The following is a 15173-nucleotide window of genomic DNA, read 5'->3' as shown; positions in this document are numbered from 1 at the left end:
TTCGCGTATCCGGTTACTGAAGCCGCCCGTGGAAGCCCATGGGGTCGTTGATGTTGCCCTCGAAGCGGATGTCCAGCGTCTCCGTGGGATCGGGGATGCCCAGCGCCATCATGCCCTGCAGCAGCTCCTCGCTGGCCGCATCGGTGGTGGTCACCCGTGTCGTTCCGGTCATGGTACCGTCCAGCGCCAGTTCGATCATGCCGTCCACGTCCAGCGGACCCGGTTCCGTGTTGCGCAGGTCGCTGCGCAGGCCGCCCCCCGCCGTGGTCTCCGCGCGGGCACCGAAGCTGCCCAGGGCGACGGTCTCGCCCAGTGCCGAGACGCTGGCGCCGGACCAGTTGACGACACCGTCCAGGCGGACCGGTTGACCGCGGTGCAGTTCGGCGTCGCGGATGGTGGCATCCACCCGGCCGCCCAGGGTCGCCGGGTAGTGGGTTTCGCCCACCAGCCGGACCAGGGCGTCGGCGCCGACTTCGGCACGCACGTCGCTGAGTGTCACGCGGCCGTCGGTCCCGGGGCTGACCCGGCCGCTGAACTGGCCGTCGGCCACCTGACCGGAGACGTGGTAGACCACCTGTGCGCTCCGCAGTGCCGATGTGTCCAGGCGCCAGCGGACCTGATCGATGCGGATTCCCTCCACCACCAGGGTGTCGGCGCCGCCTTCCAGCAGGTTGCCCTGGAGTTCCATGGCATCAAGCGGCAGCTCCCCCTCCAGCAGGCGGTAGGCCTGGGAGGCGGGGATGGTAAGCGCCAGGGTGACGAGAAAGACCACCAGACCCAGCGCGATCAGGGCGATACGTCGTTTCATCACGGCTCCAGAAGCAGTTGTGCGTCCACGCGCCCCTCTTCAGCGGCGCGTCGGATGGTGACCTGGTCGGCGGTGACGCCGTAGGTCTGGCGCAGGTGGACGAGCCAGCGGATCAGCGCATCGAAGGCGATGCCTTCGAAGTTTACACGGGCGCCGTCATCACCGGCGGGTTCGATGCGCGCGAGCTGCGATCCGAAGCCGGCTTCCCGGGCGCTCTCATCGGCCAGTGAGAACAGCGCCTGATCCCGGTCGACCGCGTCCGTACTGGCGGGTTCCTCGCCCTGGAGGGCGAGAATGCGGTCCCCGGTCTGCTCCATCCAGCCGGCCAGGGCGCGCTCCTGGGACACGCGCGCCTCCAGGTCCTCCACCGCGCGCTCCGCCGGCAGGCGCAGTGCGAACACGTACAGAATCACCACCAGGGCGCAGCCCCCCAGCATCAGTACACGCCGCTCGCGCTGCGCGAGCCCTTGCCACCACTGTTTCATGAGGCCTCCCTGCGCAGGATGAGCCGGCCCTGCACCGTATCGTCCTCGGAGCGGGCCTGGCGGAGTTCGGCGGTGAAACCGTTCTCGCCGTCCAGTGTCTGTTTCAGGCGATCGAGCTGTTGCAGCGAGTCCGCGTTGACGTCCAGCTCCAGGGTGTCGGTGCGCCAGTTGAGGCTGCCCAGGCGCAGGCCGTCCGTTCTGTTGAGATGCGGGCCGATGGCCAGCAGTGTGTCCAGCAGGTCACCGTCGCCGGCCGTCTCTCCGCCCTCGAGCTGCTCCAGGCGCCTTTCCATGCGCGACCGCGGGGCCACCACCCGGTTGGCGTCCGGGAAGACCTCGCGGAACACGGATTCCACCCGTGTCTCGAGGGCCGCCAGTTCCCCCTGCAGCTGCCAGCGCTCCGCCAGCAAGCGGCCTGTATCCAGAACGATGAGTGCCACCAGCAGCGCCGCGGCCGGAATCCATGGCCGCCAGCGGGAGCGCTCGGCACCGGCTATGGTGTGGCGGCCCTGGCGCAGCTCCAGGGCGCCGTGGCCGGCGCGCTCGGCCAGGGCCGCGTCCAGCGGCTGGTTGCCGGGCTCCACCGGCAGTGGCAGTGCGGCGTTCTCGGGGGGCGTCCCGCCGTAAGTGAGCAGCCTGTCCGGCACCGCTCCGGCATGCTCGGACAGCGCCGCCTCCAGCAGTGCGGCCAGGTTCTCCGTTTCCCCGGCGAAGCCGGTCCCGGTGCCGGTGCGCACCGCGAAACGCCCGTCCTCCAGCAGCGCCGTCCAGGCGCCGGCCCGCTCCGGCAGCGCCAGGGCGTCGGCGGTCATGTGTGCCGGAGTCAGGCCGGCCCGATCCAGGGCCTTGGTCCAGGCGTGCATCCGCTCGTGCGCCACCACGACGACGGTGCTGGCGCCCGCCGCGTCCGGGGCGCCCGCGGCGAAATGCAGGTCGTCGATGTCGCTCACCAGCTGATCTTCCAGGGCAAAGGGGATGGCCTGGAGGCGTTTCTGGTGGTTACGGGTCGGGATGGTGACGCGGGTGAGCAGGACCTCTTCGGTGGGCACCAGGGCCACGATCCTGTAGCCGTCCGCGCGGCCGGCGAGTGTGTCCGGTGCGTGGTGGCCGCGGGCTTCCACCCGGCCGTCCCGGTCGATGGTGGCCCACCGGACTTGCCCGGTGTCACCGGGGAGCAGCCGCAGCAGCAGTGTCGGGGTCATCGATCGCTCTCCATGGATACGCTGCTCAGTCGAAGAATCCCTGCCGGCGCATGATCACGGCGCCGCCGGTTTCCCCTTGCCGGTAGACCACGCTCTCGGTGCGGATGGTAACCCGGCCGAGGGAAATCTCGCTGCGCAGGAGGAAGTAGTTGCTGCCGACACTGAGGTGTTCCGGCGCCAGTTCGGCACCCGCGACCGCCGGGTGCGCGAGGAACGCGTCCACCGACTCCCAGCCGTCTTCCGGGCGGTCGGCCGCCAGGTCCTCGGCCGCACTGGCCGACAGCCCGGGCGCCACCGCCTGGAGTACCGGCGGCGGTGCGGTGTTGACGTTGATCGGCGTTGCCTCGGGCAGCGCGGTGACGTACGGGGCCAGGCGCCGCCATTGGGCGTCGTCCACCTCGCGCACCAGCCGCAGCTCGGAGGCGCTCGCCATGGGGCGGTTGGCGACCCGGTAGGGTGGATCCAGCCGCGAGTACCAGTCGTCGCCGGCGCCGTCGGGGAACCGCACCTCGGGAGCCACGTCGATCCAGTCCGCGGCCGCCTGGACGAGGGTCGGCTCGATCTCCAGTGCCAGCAGCAGCGCGGCAAGCTGTCCGCCCGCGGTTGCGTCGTCTTCCCCGGGGGCCGTCACCAGCGTGTTGATGTTGAACCGGCCCTGGAGGTCTTCCAGGCGCAGGCGCATGGTTGCCCCCTCGAACGGCGGCGGCGTGATCGCCTGGGCCCAGGGCTCGTTGAGATGATCCACGGCGCTGTCGTTCTGCCGGCGGTCCTCCACCAGCATGGCGATGGCCCACTCCTCCACGCCCCGGGCGTAGGCGTAGGCCTGATCCCGGGCCAGGAGGTTCTGGGTGCGGCGGATGTCCATGTGTTGCCGGCTGACCAGTTCCACGGCGAGCACCGTGACCAGCGCCACGGCGAGCAGGGCGGTGATCAGGGCGACACCGCGCTGGCGGCGTGGCGCGGTCACGGCGTCACCTCCGGTGCGGCCCGGGCCTGGGCGGGTGTGTCCACCAGGCCGAGCACGCGGGTGATGGTGTCCATGTCGTCCAGTGTGATGGTGATCTCCACGGCCCGCGGCAGTTGCGGGGAGCCGGGCAGCGCGCCCGCCGGCGGCCAGGTGGGTCGCCACTGGGCGTCGTCGTCCATGAAGCGCAGGCTGATGTCCGTGGCGCCGTCGAGCAGCGCCCGGTCGCGCCGGGGTGGCTCCGGCGGTTGATCCAGGGCGTCCCAGCTCAGCCGCACCAGGGTGTCGTCCTCGATGCGGTAGGCCACCCGCTCCAGTTCGCTGCGGCGCACCCCGAGGGGGTTGGAGCGACCGCTGCGCGTGAATTCCAGCGCCGCCAGGTCGTCGCTCAGCATGGCGGCGCGCGGGTCGCCCATGGGGTCGCGGATGGGGCGGGCGACGGCCTGCTGCAGGTCCCGCTCGAGCAGCGCCACGGCGGTCTGCACCGCGGCCAGGCGGTCGGCGTGGTCCGCCACCCGTTCGCGGTTGTCGATCATGACCATGATACCGGTGAAGCTCACCGCCGAGACCATGGCGAAGATCGCCAGCGCCACCAGCATCTCGATCAGGGTGAAACCGCGGGCGGGGGTCATTCCAGCGCCTCCGGCGGCAGGTCGTCCATGGTCTCGGTGAGGTCGGGGTTGCCGAGCAGCCCGGTCATGGTGGCGACGGGGCGGTCGTCCCCCTCGTCGCGGAAGACGTCCACGTCCACCCGCCGGAAGTCGGGGTTCGGCGTGTCCTCCAGCCGCGCCTCCCAGTGCCACTCGCGGCCGCCCATGGCCCGGGTGCCGGCGTCGTCATCGTCGTCCCAGTAGCCGCTGGCCTGCAGCTCCGTGAGCACGTTGCCGGCAACCCACTGGGCCAGCGTGCGGTCTTCCAGGTGGCGGGCGTTGGCGGTCATCTCGGCGCCCGCCTTGATCACCGCGGTCATGGCGATGGCGAGTACGGCCACGGCCACCATGACCTCCAGCAGGGTGAAGCCCCGTTGCCGCCGGGTCATGGAGCGTCCCCCTCCCGGTGGTAATCGATACTGCCGTCCAGATCGCCGCTGACGATCCACGGGCGTTCATCATTCCCCGGGTGGCGGATCTCCACTTCAAAGGGCGTGAGCTCCCCGCTGGAGAGAATCAGCACATGCGGGGTGTCATCGCTGTCACCGGGCTCGCGTTCGCCGGGGAGGTCGTCGGTGCTGATCACCAGGGTCAGGTCGCGGGGCAGGGTGTGTGGTGCCAGCGCCCGGTCGTGGTCGAAGGCGTCGGCGTCCCACGTGTCGCCGTCCAGCCGCACCACGGTGTAGCCGTCCTGGTCCAGCCGCAGGCCCAGCTCCCGGGCCTGGATCACGGCCTCGTCCGTGGCAGCATTCAGCACGGCGGCCAGCCGTCGCGCTTCCCGCTCCGGCCGGTCGTCACCGCCACCGATGCGCATGACCGCAACGCTGGTGAGAATGCCGATCAGCACCACTACGACCATGATCTCCAGCAGCGTGAAGCCGGATTGCGCCCGTGCGTGCATCGCCGCCGCTCAGTCCAGGTCGCGGTTGGTGATCTCCGGGTCGCCGCCCCGTCGGCCGTCGGGTCCGTAGGTGTAGACCATGATGCGGCCGTCGGCGTCCTCCGGATCCAGGTACTCGTAGGGATTGCCCCACGGATCCGTGGGCACGCTGCGCATGTAGCCGCCCTCCTGCCAGTTGGGCGGCTCGGGGTCGCTGCGGGGCCGCTCCACCAGCGCTTCCAGCCCCTGGTCCGTGGTGGGGTAGCGGTGGTTGTCGAGCCGGTACATCTCGAGCTGCGACTCCAGGGTGCGGATATCGCTCTCCGCCTGGGTGATGCGGGCGCGCTCGGGGTTGCTCATGATGTTGGGCACGGCGAATGCTGCCAGAATCCCGAGAATGACCACCACCACCATGATCTCGATGAGGGTGAAGCCGCTCTGGGCACGTGCCCGCGGGCCGGTGCGTTGTTCCATCGTGTGTTGTCCTCCTTGGTTGGGTCGGGCCGCCTTCATGCGACCAGTTGATTGAGTTCGAAGATGGGCAGCAGGATGGCGGCAACAATGATCAGCACCACCGTGCCCATGATCACGATCAGCGCGGGCTCGAATACCGCCAGCGCGGTATCCACCAGCCCCTGCACCTCGCGCTCCTGGTTGATGGCGCCCCGTTCCAGCATCTCCTCCAGCCGGCCGCTGTTCTCGCCGCTGGCGATGAGGTGGATGAGCATGGGCGGGAATTGCCCGCTGTCCGCAAGCGCCTTGTGGATGGCCCCGCCCTCGCGCACGCGCACGGCCGCTTCGGTGACGGCCTGGCGCATGGGCAGGTTGGACATGACCTCCGCGCCGATGCGCATGGCGTCCAGCACCGGCACGCCGCTGCCGGCGAGAATGCTGAAGGTGCGCGCGAACCGGGCCGCGTTGACGCCGCGGGTGACGCGGCTGATCAGCGGCAGGCGCAACGTGAACCGGTGCACCCGGTAGCGGAAGCCCTCCCGACGCATGCCGTAGCCGAAGGCGAGCGCGCCCAGCGCCAGCAGGACGAGCAACACCACGCCCCAGGCGCGCAGGAAATCGCTGACCGCGATCAGCCCCACGGTCAGCGGCGGCAAACGCTGGCCCACGTCCGCGAACACCTCGGTGACCTGCGGCACCACGTAGGCCAGCAGCAGCACGACCACGGCGGTGGCAATGACCACCAGCGCCACCGGGTAGATCAGCGCGTTCTGGATCTTCTGCTGCATCTGCTGGCGGCTCTCGGTGTAGTCCGCCAGGCGATCCAGGACCACGTCCAGATGGCCGGTCTGCTCGCCGGCGCCGACCGTGGCGCGGTAGAGCTCCGGGAAGGCGCGCGGGAACTGGGCCAGGCCGTCGGCCAGGGTATGCCCCTCCATGACCCGGGCGCGCACGGCGGTGAGCATGGTGCGCAGCCGGGGGCGTTCGGCCTGGGCGGCCGTGGCGCGCAGCGCCTCCTCCAGGGGCAGGCCGGACCCCACCAGCGTGGAGAGCTGGCGGGTGATCAGCGCCAGCTCGGCGGCGCGGATGCCACCGCCCAGCTGCAGGCCCAGGCGTTCGCTCCCCGCCGCCGTCTCCGTGACCGGGTCCACCGAGACCGGGATCCAGCCCTTGTCACGCAGCTGCTGGCGCACCTGGCGGGCGGTGTCGCCCTCCAGTACGCCCTTCATCTCCTTGCCGCCGGAGTCCAGCGCTGCGTATTCGAATGCGCCCATTGCTACCTGTCTGTGTTGTATCGGGGCTGAAGCCCCTCCCACAAGTGGCGATCTCTGGACCTGCGTGGGAGGGGCTTCAGCCCCGACTCCCACCGTTCCCCCTTACGCCTCCATCGGCGCCGTGTCTTCGATGGTGACCCGCAAGACCTCGTCGATGGTGGTCTGGCCGGCCAGGATCCGGCGCACGCCGTCCTGGCGCATGCTCGGGGTGCGCTCCCGGGCGTAGCGCTCGATGGCCTGTTCGGTCTCGCCGTCGTGGATCATGGTGCGCACGCGCTCATCCACCGGGATCAGCTCGAAGATGCCGCCGCGGCCCCGGTAGCCCTGCTGATTGCAGTGGCTGCAGCCCACCGCCCGGTAGAGCGTGGGCGGGTCGTCCGGGTTGATGCCCAGCGTGGCGCAGTCCACCGGGTTGGGGGTGTAGGGCGCCTTGCAGTGGTCGCAGAGCATGCGGACCAGGCGCTGGGACATGAGGCCGATGACGCTGGAGGCCAGCAGAAACGGCTCCACACCCATGTCGCGCAGGCGGCTGACGGCGCCCACGGCGGTGTTGGTGTGCAGGGTGGAGAGCACCACGTGGCCGGTGAGGCTCGCCTGCACGGCGATCTCGGCGGTCTCCAGGTCGCGGATCTCCCCCACCATCACCACGTCCGGGTCCTGGCGCAGGATGGCGCGCAGGCCGCGGGCGAAGGTCATGTCCACCTTGGTGTTCACCTGGGTCTGGCCGATGCCCTCCAGGTAGTACTCGATGGGATCTTCCACGGTGAGAATGCTGCGGCTCTGGTCGTTGAGCTCGGTGAGCGCGGCGTAGAGCGTGGTGGTCTTGCCCGAGCCGGTGGGGCCGGTGACCAGGACGATCCCGTGGGGGCGGTGGATGATGGTGTCCAGTGGCTGGCGCAGCGCCTCGGGCATGCCCAGGTGCTTGAGGTCCAGCCGGCCGGCCTGCTTGTCCAGCAGGCGCAGGACGACCCGCTCACCGTGCCCGGAGGGCAGGGTGGAGACGCGGATGTCCACGGCACGCCCCGCGACCCGCAGGCCGATACGGCCGTCCTGGGGCAGGCGCTTCTCGGCAATGTCCAGCCGCGCCATGACCTTGATGCGCGAGATCAGCAGTGGCGCCAGGGCGCGCTGGGGCTCCAGCACTTCGCGCAGGACGCCGTCCACGCGGAAGCGGACCACCAGGCGGTTCTCGAACGGCTCGATGTGGATGTCCGAGGCGTTCTCCTTGATGGATTCCGTGAGAATGGCGTTGATGAGCCGGATGACCGGTGCGTCGTCTTCGCTCTCCAGCAGGTCTTCCGGCTCCGGAAGGCTTTCGGCGATGCGGGCCAGGTCGAGATCATCGCCAATGTCGTCGACGATCTGCTGGGTTTCTCCGCTGCCCCGCTCATAGGTGCGTTGCAGGAGCTGCTCGAATGCCTCCGGCTCCATGCGCTCGAGTCGCAGCGGCACGCCGAGGCTGCGGCGCAGCTCCTGAAAGGTCCCCGCCGACGCGCCGGGGCGGTAGGCCACCCGCGCATGATCCGCCTCCAGTGCCGTGACACAGACACCGTTGCGGCGCGCGAAGGCGAACGCCGGCCGCCGGGTGTTGCCGGTGCCGGGTGGTGGCTGTTGGTCCGGGTTCAACGGGTCCATGTCAGTCACCGGCGAAGGGGGTGGGCAGTTCGGGGCGATCCAGCCGCGGCAGGGCGGGCGAGTCCGTGTCACGCAGCCGGGTGTCGCGCTCGCGCTGATGCAGTTGCTGTGCGCGCATGTAGCTGTACTTGCGGCCGGTCAGCCCCTCGGCGGTTGCGCTGTCGCGGATGATGTTGGGCTGCATGAACACCATCAGGTTGCGCTTGGTTTCGCTGGTGGAGCGGTAGCGGAACAGCTCCCCCAGGAACGGCAGCGAACCCAGCCCGGGCACCCGCTGCTCCTGTTCCTGCACTTCGTCGTCCATGAGCCCGCCCAGGGCGATGACCTGGCCATCGTCGGCGAGCACGCTGGTCTTGATGGTCCGGCGGTTGGTGATGGGCCCGGCCTCGGAGGTCTCGCCGATGACGTTGGAGGCTTCCTGTTCGATGTCCAGCCGGATGGCATCGCCTTCGTTGATCTGCGGTGTGATCGTCAGGATGATGCCCACGTCCTCGCGGTCGATGGTCTGGAAGGGGTTGGCGACGTTGCGGCCTTCCTGGCTGAACTGGCCGGTGATGAACGGGCGGTTCTCGGCCACGCGGATCTCCGCCTCCTGGTTGTCCATGGTGACCAGCGACGGCGTCGACAGGATGTTGGTGTCCCGGTCCTGGGAGAGTGCGCGTACGAAGGCGCCGAACTGAACACGGCTATCCAGGTCGCCGATCACGGCGCTGACGCCGTCACCGAGCTGCGGTGAATCGGTATCCAGGGTCAGCAGGCTCTCGATGGGTGTGCCGATGCCGCCGAAGCGGGTGAGCCCGACGGCGCCGTCGCCGCCACCGTCGGCGAACCACTGCACGCCCCGTTCGGCGTCCCGTTCCGTGGAAATCTCGGCGATGGCCGCTTCGACCATGATCTGCGCGCGGCGGATGTCCAGGCGCTCGATCACCCGGCGGAGCGAGTCCACCAGGTTGGGTTGTGCGGTGATTACCAGCGCGTTGGTGGCCTCGTCGGCCTGGATGCTCACGGCGGGCCCGTCGGCGCTGTTCTCGGCCTCGCGCCGCTCCTGGATGTTCTCGCTGACACCGGTGAGCGTCTCCACCATGTCTTCCGCCCGGGCGTAGCGAAGGTAGATCACGTGGGTGTCCCCCTCGTCCTCCTCCGGTTCGTCCAGCTCGGCAATGAGCGCGCGCATGCGCAGCCGCTGGTTGCGGTCCCCGGACAGGAGGATGCTGCCGGTGCGCTCGTCCACGGCGATGCGCAGTTCCGCCCCGGGGCGTGCCTCGGCGTCGGTGCGCTGGAGGCTCTGCAGGATACGTGCGATCTCGCTGGCGGAGGCGTTCTCCACGCGGACCACGTCCACGTCCTCGTCGCCCGCCTGGTCCACGTCGTCCACCAGCCGCTGGATGCGCTCCATGTTGCCGGCTCGGTCCGAGATGATCAGGGCGTTGGCGGGCGGGTAGGCGGCCAGGTGGCCTTCCTGGGGCACCAGCGGCCGCAGGATCGGCACCAGCTGTGCCACCGGCACGTTCTCCACGTGCATGACCGCGGTGACCATGTCGCCCGGGGCCTCCGGCGATTCGCCCGTGGCCAGCTGCTTCGCCGTGGCGTCGGGCACGATCTTGATGATGTCCCCGGTGGGGATGGTCGCAAATCCGTGGGTCTCCAGGATCGACAGGAACACCCGGTAGAGGGCGTCCTCGTCCATGGGTTCGCTGGTGACCACGGTCACGGTGCCGCGCACCCGCGGGTCGATGATGAAATTGCGGCCGGTGACATCGGCCACCGTGTTGATGAGTGCGGTGATGTCGGCTTCCTGCAGGTTCAGGGTGACCCGGTCGTCGCTGTCCACGTCCACGGCGTCATCCTGCGCCACGGCTGCCGAGAGCAGGCCGACGGAGAGGGCTGCCGCCAGCAGCAGTGTGCGCCATGCCATCATTGCGATCCCTGTCAGTTGAAATCGATCTGCAGTGTCTGTTCGGAGCCGTCGCGGCGAATGCCCAGTTCCACCGGCTCGCCGCCCTCCAGCCCCTGCACCGCCTCGAAGGCGCGGGTGGGGCTGTCCAGTGCCGTGCCACCGATGGACGTGACCACGTCATCCGGTTCAAGTCCCAGCAGTTCCATGATGCGCTCGTCCTCGCCGGGCGAGACACGTACGCCGACCATCTCCCCGTCTTCCGTGGCAGGTTCCAGCCCCACCATCTGCGACAGTTGCCGCGGGTCATCGGCCAGTTGCTGCCGGTAAACCTCCAGCTCGTCGGGTTCGTTGTCGCCACCTGCCGCCCCCTGGCCGGCCCCGGATCCTGCCTCCGGGGCCCCGTCGGCCAGGCTCGCGTCGAGGTCGTCGACCGTACGGTCGAGCGGGATGCGCGCAGCCTCCAGGGATAAGGTCTCAAAGGCGCCATCCCTGCGAAGCACAACGCGATTCTCGTAGATGGCCTCGATGTGCCCGCCGGCAAGGCTGTCGCCGGCCCGGTACTGTCGGGTTCCGTCCCTGCGGCTGCTGATCAGTGCGCTGGCGCGGTTCGCCTCCGGGCTGTAGAACACGCCCTTGAGTTCCAGTGCGAGGCTGGTCTCGGGCGCGTCAATCCGCTCGTCCCCCTCAGCGCGTGCATCCGCCTCCCCGAACAAGTGCCAGTGCGCGATGGTCTCAAGCGGTTCCCGCTGTGCGGATGCCGCGTTGCCGCCTCCGGCGTTGCGGGGGGCGGGTGCCGTCGCGGACGATTCCGGAGCCGGAATGACTTCCCACGTGAGCCGCGCGGCACTGTAGGCAACAACGACCACGAGCAAGGCCGTCACAGGGGGCGCCAGCCATCGTAACCCCTCCGGGTTCCACTGGAATCTGGAAAACAGGCTGGACACATTCATGATTCCGGGTTGTGGGCGTTCCGTGCCACTACGGCACCCGCTGTTTTTTCAGGTTATCGAGGATCGAGGTTAATGCGAGGCAGGGGCTGGTTGCAATATCGCCGGGATTTGTATCAAGCATGGCGCGCCATGATTGACACACCGTTTCACCGCGGCTATCGTTGCTTCCATCAATCAACTGGTCGCCTCGACTCCAGCGAGCGTGCCCGACGCGAATCCCCGCTTCGCATTCCATCAACTGTCGACTTTTCCGGAAGACTCCGAACCAGGCACTCGGGAGGCATCTAACCGTGAGCGGAGATATAGTCTTTGTTACGGATGACAACTTCGACCAGGAAGTGCTCCAGGCCGATGGGCCGGTGCTGGTGGATTACTGGGCCGAGTGGTGCGGCCCCTGCAAGATGATCGCACCTATCCTCGAAGACGTGTCGCAGGAATACGCGGGCCGGTTGAAGATTGCGAAGCTCAACATCGACGAGAACCCTGAAACGCCTCCGAAGTTCGGTATCCGTGGCATTCCCACGCTGATGCTCTTCCGTGATGGCGAGGTGGAGGCGACGAAAGTCGGCGCCCTGTCGAAATCGCAGCTGGCGGCATTCATCGACAGCAACATCTGAACGGGCGTCCTGGCGCCGGCGCGGCCGGTCGCTCCCGCGACCGCTGCCCCAGGGAACAGAATCACAATCCTTGCGATAACAACGATCCCGGTGTCCCTCACCGGGGCAGGGCGTGGCCCGTAAATCCGAGCGAACACTCACTGACAGACGACACCATGAATCTGACTGAACTCAAGAAAATGCCCGCGAAGGAACTACTGGATCTGGCCCAGGAGTTCGGAATCGAGGGCATGGCCCGCTCGCGCAAGCAGGATCTCATCTTCTCCGTTCTCAAGGCCCACGCCAAGAAGGGCGAGGACATCCACGGCGACGGCGTGCTGGAGATCCTGCAGGACGGCTTCGGCTTCCTGCGCTCCGCCGACAGCTCCTATCTGGCCGGACCGGACGACATCTACGTCTCCCCCAGTCAGATTCGCCGCTTCAGCCTGCGTACCGGCGACACGGTCGCCGGCAAGATCCGCCCGCCGAAGGAGGGCGAGCGCTACTTCGCGCTGCTCAAGGTGAGCGAGATCAACTTCGAGCCGCCGGAGAACGCCAAGCACAAGGTGCTGTTCGAGAACCTCACGCCGCTGTTCTCCCGCGAGCGCTTCCGGCTGGAGCGCGGCAACGGCAGCACCGAGGATCTCACCGCCCGTGTCATCGACATGTGCGCGCCCATCGGCAAGGGCCAGCGCGGCCTGATCGTCTCGCCCCCCAAGGCGGGCAAGACCATGATGCTGCAGAACATCGCCCAGAGCATCACCACCAACAACCCCGAGTGCTACGTCATCGTGCTGCTCATCGACGAGCGCCCCGAGGAGGTCACGGAGATGGCCCGTTCGGTGCGCGGCGAGGTGGTCTCCAGTACCTTCGACGAGCCCGCCAGCCGGCACGTGCAGGTGGCCGAGATGGTCATCGAGAAGGCCAAGCGCATGGTCGAGCACAAGCACGACGTGGTGATCCTGCTCGACTCCATCACCCGTCTCGCCCGCGCCTACAACACCGTGGTGCCGTCCTCCGGCAAGGTGCTCACGGGCGGCGTCGATGCCAACGCCCTGCACCGGCCGAAGCGCTTCTTCGGTGCCGCGCGCAACGTGGAAGAGGGGGGCAGCCTGACCATTCTTGCCACCGCCCTGGTGGAGACCGGCTCGCGCATGGATGACGTCATCTACGAGGAGTTCAAGGGCACCGGCAACATGGAAGTGCACATGGACCGGCGCATCGCCGAGAAGCGCATCTTCCCCGCCATCAACATCAACCGCTCCGGCACCCGCCGTGAAGAGCTGCTGATGCCGCAGGACGAGTTGCAGAAGATCTGGATCTTGCGCAAAGTGCTGCATTCCATGGATGAACTGGCCGCCATCGAGTTCGTCCTCGACAAGCTCAAGGACACCAAGGTCAACAGCGAATTCTTCGAAGCCATGAAACGCTGATCAACCGGGAGTAATACCTGGAGGAGGAGTGCGGCGCCCCGTGGGGCGCCGTTTTTTTTGAGATGGTGGACCAGGCCGGCAAGCCCGCGCATTCCCGTAGGGTGGACCTTCAGGTCCACCATCCCGGACCAGGCCGGCAAGCCCACGCATCCCCCGTAGGGTGGACCTTCAGGTCCACCATCCCCTGACCACTCCCCCGGTCACCACCCGACCGCGCGCAGGTTCAACTCCCCGTGCCGCCAGCACCGGGCCCGCCGGCCCCGCTGGTCCACCACCATTGGCTGGGTGCGTTCGCAGCCCGCCATGGCGTGGGCGCAGCGGCCCCGGAACAGGCAGCCCTCCGCCGGCGCCGGGGCGGGCCCATCGGCGCCCACATCCTCCTGGCCACCAAACAGTGCCGCGGTATACGGGTGCGCCGGACGCTGCAGCAGATCGTCGGTGCGCGCGCTCTCCACCACCTCCCCCGCATGCAGGCTGACAAGGTGGTGGCAGTGTCCGGCGATCAGAGCCGGGTTACGGCTCAGGAGAAGCACCGCTGAGCCGGCCTGCTCGGCAATGCGGCAGACGAGATCCGTGAGCGTCATCTGTGTCGCGTCATCCACGCCGGCGGGCTGATCCATCACCAGCACGCGCGGCGCGTCAATGACGGCTGCCGCCGCCATGAGGCGGTGGCGCATGGCAGCCCTGAAGTGGTGGGGGTACTGGTGCAGGCTGCTTCGTGGTTTCGGTATGCCCACCTGCTCCATCGCCTCCACGGCGAGCTGGCGGGCGAGCCGGTCGGAGGTGTCGTGGCGGCGGCGCACGGCGTCGGTGAGTTGCTGGCCGACGGTGCGGACCGGGTTCAGCGCGTCCATGGGGTTACGCGTCAGCACGTGGATGTCCGCCGGCGCCGGCGGCTGCATCGCGATGTCGTTGCCGTCCAGCAGCACGCGCCCGTCCAGGCGTGCGTCGGCGGGCAACAGGTGGGGGCGGAGCGCGCGTGCGGTCAGGGTCTTGCCGGCGCCCGCCTCACCGATGAGGCCGACACACTGCCGGTGTTTGACGTCGAACGAGACGTCCCGCAAGGGAGGGCGCCCGGCGCTTTCCGTGGCGAAGGCGATGCCAAGGTTCTCAACCCGCAGTCGGGGGCCGGCCCAGGTCCCGTGTCCGATGCCCCGGCTGTCCCTGCCTTGATGCCGGCCAGTGCGCTCCGGTGCTGTGGTACCTGCCATGTCTCCTCCGGGGGCCGGGGCCTTCGTGAACAGCGCGTGCCGTGCCGGCTGTTTCGTTGTTGTCACGCCGGGCCGTCGTGGTCAGCGGGCGCCGTACGCCCTTGCGATCACGTTGCGTGTGGCGGTGTAGTGTTCTTCCAGTTTGTTCATGCCCGAGAACTGGGTGATCGGTGAGCCGTAATACCAAAGGGGCGTAATCAGTAGCATGATCTCGCGGACGGGGGCGTCGGGGCGCAGTTCGCCGGACGCCTTGGCCTCCTCGATCGCCTGGCCCACGTACGCCTCGAACTGGCGCGACATGGTGACGATGCCGTCGATCACCGCCGTGTCCACTTGCTGATTCTCCAGCCGCGCACGCCCCGAAAGGCTCCACGGCCGGCGCCCGTCGGCGTCGTCGTTGAACTCCTGGAAGCGGGTGCGGGCGTCTTCCAGCGCGCGCTCCAGGCGCTGGTCCAGCGTCAGCCCCGGTGTTGTCCAGATGGCGCGCAGTGTGGCGTCGACCCGCTCGAAGGTGTCCTCGAACACCGCCTTCACCAGGGCTGACTTGTTGCCGTAGTGGTAATGGACGTTGGCGCGCGTGGTGCCCACGCGGGAGGCGATGTCGCCGTAGGTCACCGTCTCGATCCCGTAGCTGACGAACAGTTTCCGGGCTTCGTCACGGATCCGCGCTCGCGTGGATGTGGACTTTGACGCCGCGGCGCGGGTGCCCTGGCCTGGCGCTGTTGCCATGACGGC

Annotated in this window: 16 protein-coding genes; 2 read left to right on the top strand and 14 right to left on the bottom strand. The window is 68.6% G+C overall.

What is annotated here, in order from left to right; all coding sequences use genetic code 11:
- Positions 1-13: 13 nt before the first annotated feature.
- The 12 genes from gspN to BMZ02_RS17520 form a co-directional block, all read right to left on the bottom strand.
- Positions 14-808 (bottom strand): type II secretion system protein N, encoded by a 795-nt coding sequence (gene gspN, locus BMZ02_RS17575; RefSeq protein ID WP_091646244.1) that lies wholly within the window; start codon positions 806-808, stop codon positions 14-16.
- Positions 808-1293 carry a type II secretion system protein GspM gene (gspM, locus tag BMZ02_RS17570; RefSeq protein WP_091646243.1) on the bottom strand — a complete coding sequence of 162 codons (486 nt, stop codon included), beginning with the start codon at positions 1291-1293 and terminating at the stop codon, positions 808-810. The genes gspN and gspM overlap by 1 nt, the downstream gene beginning before the upstream one ends.
- Positions 1290-2495, bottom strand: coding sequence for a type II secretion system protein GspL (gspL, locus tag BMZ02_RS17565; RefSeq protein ID WP_091646241.1), 1206 nt, complete (start codon positions 2493-2495; stop codon positions 1290-1292). The genes gspM and gspL overlap by 4 nt, the downstream gene beginning before the upstream one ends.
- A 25-nt stretch (positions 2496-2520) precedes the next feature.
- Positions 2521-3462 carry a type II secretion system minor pseudopilin GspK gene (gspK, locus tag BMZ02_RS17560; protein ID WP_091646240.1) on the bottom strand — a complete coding sequence of 314 codons (942 nt, stop codon included), beginning with the start codon at positions 3460-3462 and terminating at the stop codon, positions 2521-2523.
- On the bottom strand, positions 3459-4091 hold the full coding sequence (gene gspJ, locus BMZ02_RS17555; RefSeq protein ID WP_091646238.1) for a type II secretion system minor pseudopilin GspJ: 633 nt from the start codon (positions 4089-4091) through the stop codon (positions 3459-3461). The genes gspK and gspJ overlap by 4 nt, the downstream gene beginning before the upstream one ends.
- A complete protein-coding gene (gene gspI / locus BMZ02_RS17550) occupies positions 4088-4498 on the bottom strand; it encodes a type II secretion system minor pseudopilin GspI (protein WP_091646236.1) in 411 nt (136 codons plus the stop codon). The genes gspJ and gspI overlap by 4 nt, the downstream gene beginning before the upstream one ends.
- Positions 4495-5010 carry a type II secretion system minor pseudopilin GspH gene (gspH, locus tag BMZ02_RS17545; protein WP_091646235.1) on the bottom strand — a complete coding sequence of 172 codons (516 nt, stop codon included), beginning with the start codon at positions 5008-5010 and terminating at the stop codon, positions 4495-4497. The genes gspI and gspH overlap by 4 nt, the downstream gene beginning before the upstream one ends.
- Before the next feature lie 9 nt (positions 5011-5019).
- A complete protein-coding gene (gene gspG / locus BMZ02_RS17540; protein ID WP_091646233.1) occupies positions 5020-5463 on the bottom strand; it encodes a type II secretion system major pseudopilin GspG in 444 nt (147 codons plus the stop codon).
- 35 nt (positions 5464-5498) lie between these two features.
- Positions 5499-6716: a type II secretion system inner membrane protein GspF gene (gspF, locus tag BMZ02_RS17535; RefSeq protein ID WP_091646232.1), complete on the bottom strand. Its 1218-nt coding sequence runs from the start codon at positions 6714-6716 to the stop codon at positions 5499-5501.
- Between the two features lie 102 nt (positions 6717-6818).
- Complete coding sequence (gene gspE, locus BMZ02_RS17530; protein WP_091646230.1) at positions 6819-8351, bottom strand: type II secretion system ATPase GspE; 1533 nt, start codon at positions 8349-8351, stop codon at positions 6819-6821.
- Between the two features lies 1 nt (position 8352).
- The gene (gene gspD / locus BMZ02_RS17525) at positions 8353-10266 is read right to left on the bottom strand and encodes a type II secretion system secretin GspD (protein ID WP_171909979.1); all 1914 of its coding nucleotides are present in this window, start codon (positions 10264-10266) and stop codon (positions 8353-8355) included.
- Between the two features lie 14 nt (positions 10267-10280).
- Positions 10281-11129 carry a type II secretion system protein N gene (locus BMZ02_RS17520; RefSeq protein ID WP_171909978.1) on the bottom strand — a complete coding sequence of 283 codons (849 nt, stop codon included), beginning with the start codon at positions 11127-11129 and terminating at the stop codon, positions 10281-10283.
- A 359-nt stretch (positions 11130-11488) separates the two neighbouring features.
- Between BMZ02_RS17520 and trxA the strand changes: the two genes are divergently transcribed.
- Both trxA and rho read left to right on the top strand, forming a co-directional pair.
- Positions 11489-11815 carry a thioredoxin TrxA gene (trxA, locus tag BMZ02_RS17515; RefSeq protein WP_091646225.1) on the top strand — a complete coding sequence of 109 codons (327 nt, stop codon included), beginning with the start codon at positions 11489-11491 and terminating at the stop codon, positions 11813-11815.
- A 155-nt stretch (positions 11816-11970) separates the two neighbouring features.
- Entirely contained in the window at positions 11971-13227 is a 1257-nt protein-coding gene (gene rho / locus BMZ02_RS17510) for a transcription termination factor Rho (protein ID WP_091646224.1), read from the top strand.
- 200 nt (positions 13228-13427) lie between these two features.
- Here rho and BMZ02_RS17505 read toward each other — a convergent pair whose 3' ends face one another.
- Positions 13428-14438 (bottom strand): oligopeptide/dipeptide ABC transporter ATP-binding protein, encoded by a 1011-nt coding sequence (locus tag BMZ02_RS17505; protein WP_091646222.1) that lies wholly within the window; start codon positions 14436-14438, stop codon positions 13428-13430.
- A gap of 81 nt (positions 14439-14519) precedes the next feature.
- Positions 14520-15167 carry a TetR/AcrR family transcriptional regulator gene (locus tag BMZ02_RS17500; RefSeq protein WP_171909977.1) on the bottom strand — a complete coding sequence of 216 codons (648 nt, stop codon included), beginning with the start codon at positions 15165-15167 and terminating at the stop codon, positions 14520-14522.
- Between the last annotated feature and the right edge of the window lie 6 nt (positions 15168-15173).

Source organism: Aquisalimonas asiatica (assembly GCF_900110585.1).
In the GTDB taxonomy this organism is placed as follows: Bacteria; Pseudomonadota; Gammaproteobacteria; order Nitrococcales; family Aquisalimonadaceae; genus Aquisalimonas; species Aquisalimonas asiatica.
The sequence above is the reverse complement of the archived record's forward strand: the minus strand, read 5'-3'. Positions and strand labels throughout refer to the sequence as shown.

Excerpts from the sequence above, each read along its gene's own strand:
- gspN (WP_091646244.1), bottom strand. The coding sequence starts at position 808 with ATGAAACGACGTATCGCCCTGATCGCGCTGGGTCTGGTGGTCTTTCTC.
- gspM (WP_091646243.1), bottom strand. The coding sequence starts at position 1,293 with ATGAAACAGTGGTGGCAAGGGCTCGCGCAGCGCGAGCGGCGTGTACTG.
- gspL (WP_091646241.1), bottom strand. The coding sequence starts at position 2,495 with ATGACCCCGACACTGCTGCTGCGGCTGCTCCCCGGTGACACCGGGCAA.
- gspJ (WP_091646238.1), bottom strand. The coding sequence starts at position 4,091 with ATGACCCCCGCCCGCGGTTTCACCCTGATCGAGATGCTGGTGGCGCTG.
- gspI (WP_091646236.1), bottom strand. The coding sequence starts at position 4,498 with ATGACCCGGCGGCAACGGGGCTTCACCCTGCTGGAGGTCATGGTGGCC.
- gspH (WP_091646235.1), bottom strand. The coding sequence starts at position 5,010 with ATGCACGCACGGGCGCAATCCGGCTTCACGCTGCTGGAGATCATGGTC.
- gspG (WP_091646233.1), bottom strand. The coding sequence starts at position 5,463 with ATGGAACAACGCACCGGCCCGCGGGCACGTGCCCAGAGCGGCTTCACC.
- gspF (WP_091646232.1), bottom strand. The coding sequence starts at position 6,716 with ATGGGCGCATTCGAATACGCAGCGCTGGACTCCGGCGGCAAGGAGATG.
- gspE (WP_091646230.1), bottom strand. The coding sequence starts at position 8,351 with ATGGACCCGTTGAACCCGGACCAACAGCCACCACCCGGCACCGGCAAC.
- gspD (WP_171909979.1), bottom strand. The coding sequence starts at position 10,266 with ATGGCATGGCGCACACTGCTGCTGGCGGCAGCCCTCTCCGTCGGCCTG.
- rho (WP_091646224.1), top strand. The coding sequence starts at position 11,971 with ATGAATCTGACTGAACTCAAGAAAATGCCCGCGAAGGAACTACTGGAT.
- BMZ02_RS17505 (WP_091646222.1), bottom strand. The coding sequence starts at position 14,438 with ATGGCAGGTACCACAGCACCGGAGCGCACTGGCCGGCATCAAGGCAGG.
- BMZ02_RS17500 (WP_171909977.1), bottom strand. The coding sequence starts at position 15,167 with ATGGCAACAGCGCCAGGCCAGGGCACCCGCGCCGCGGCGTCAAAGTCC.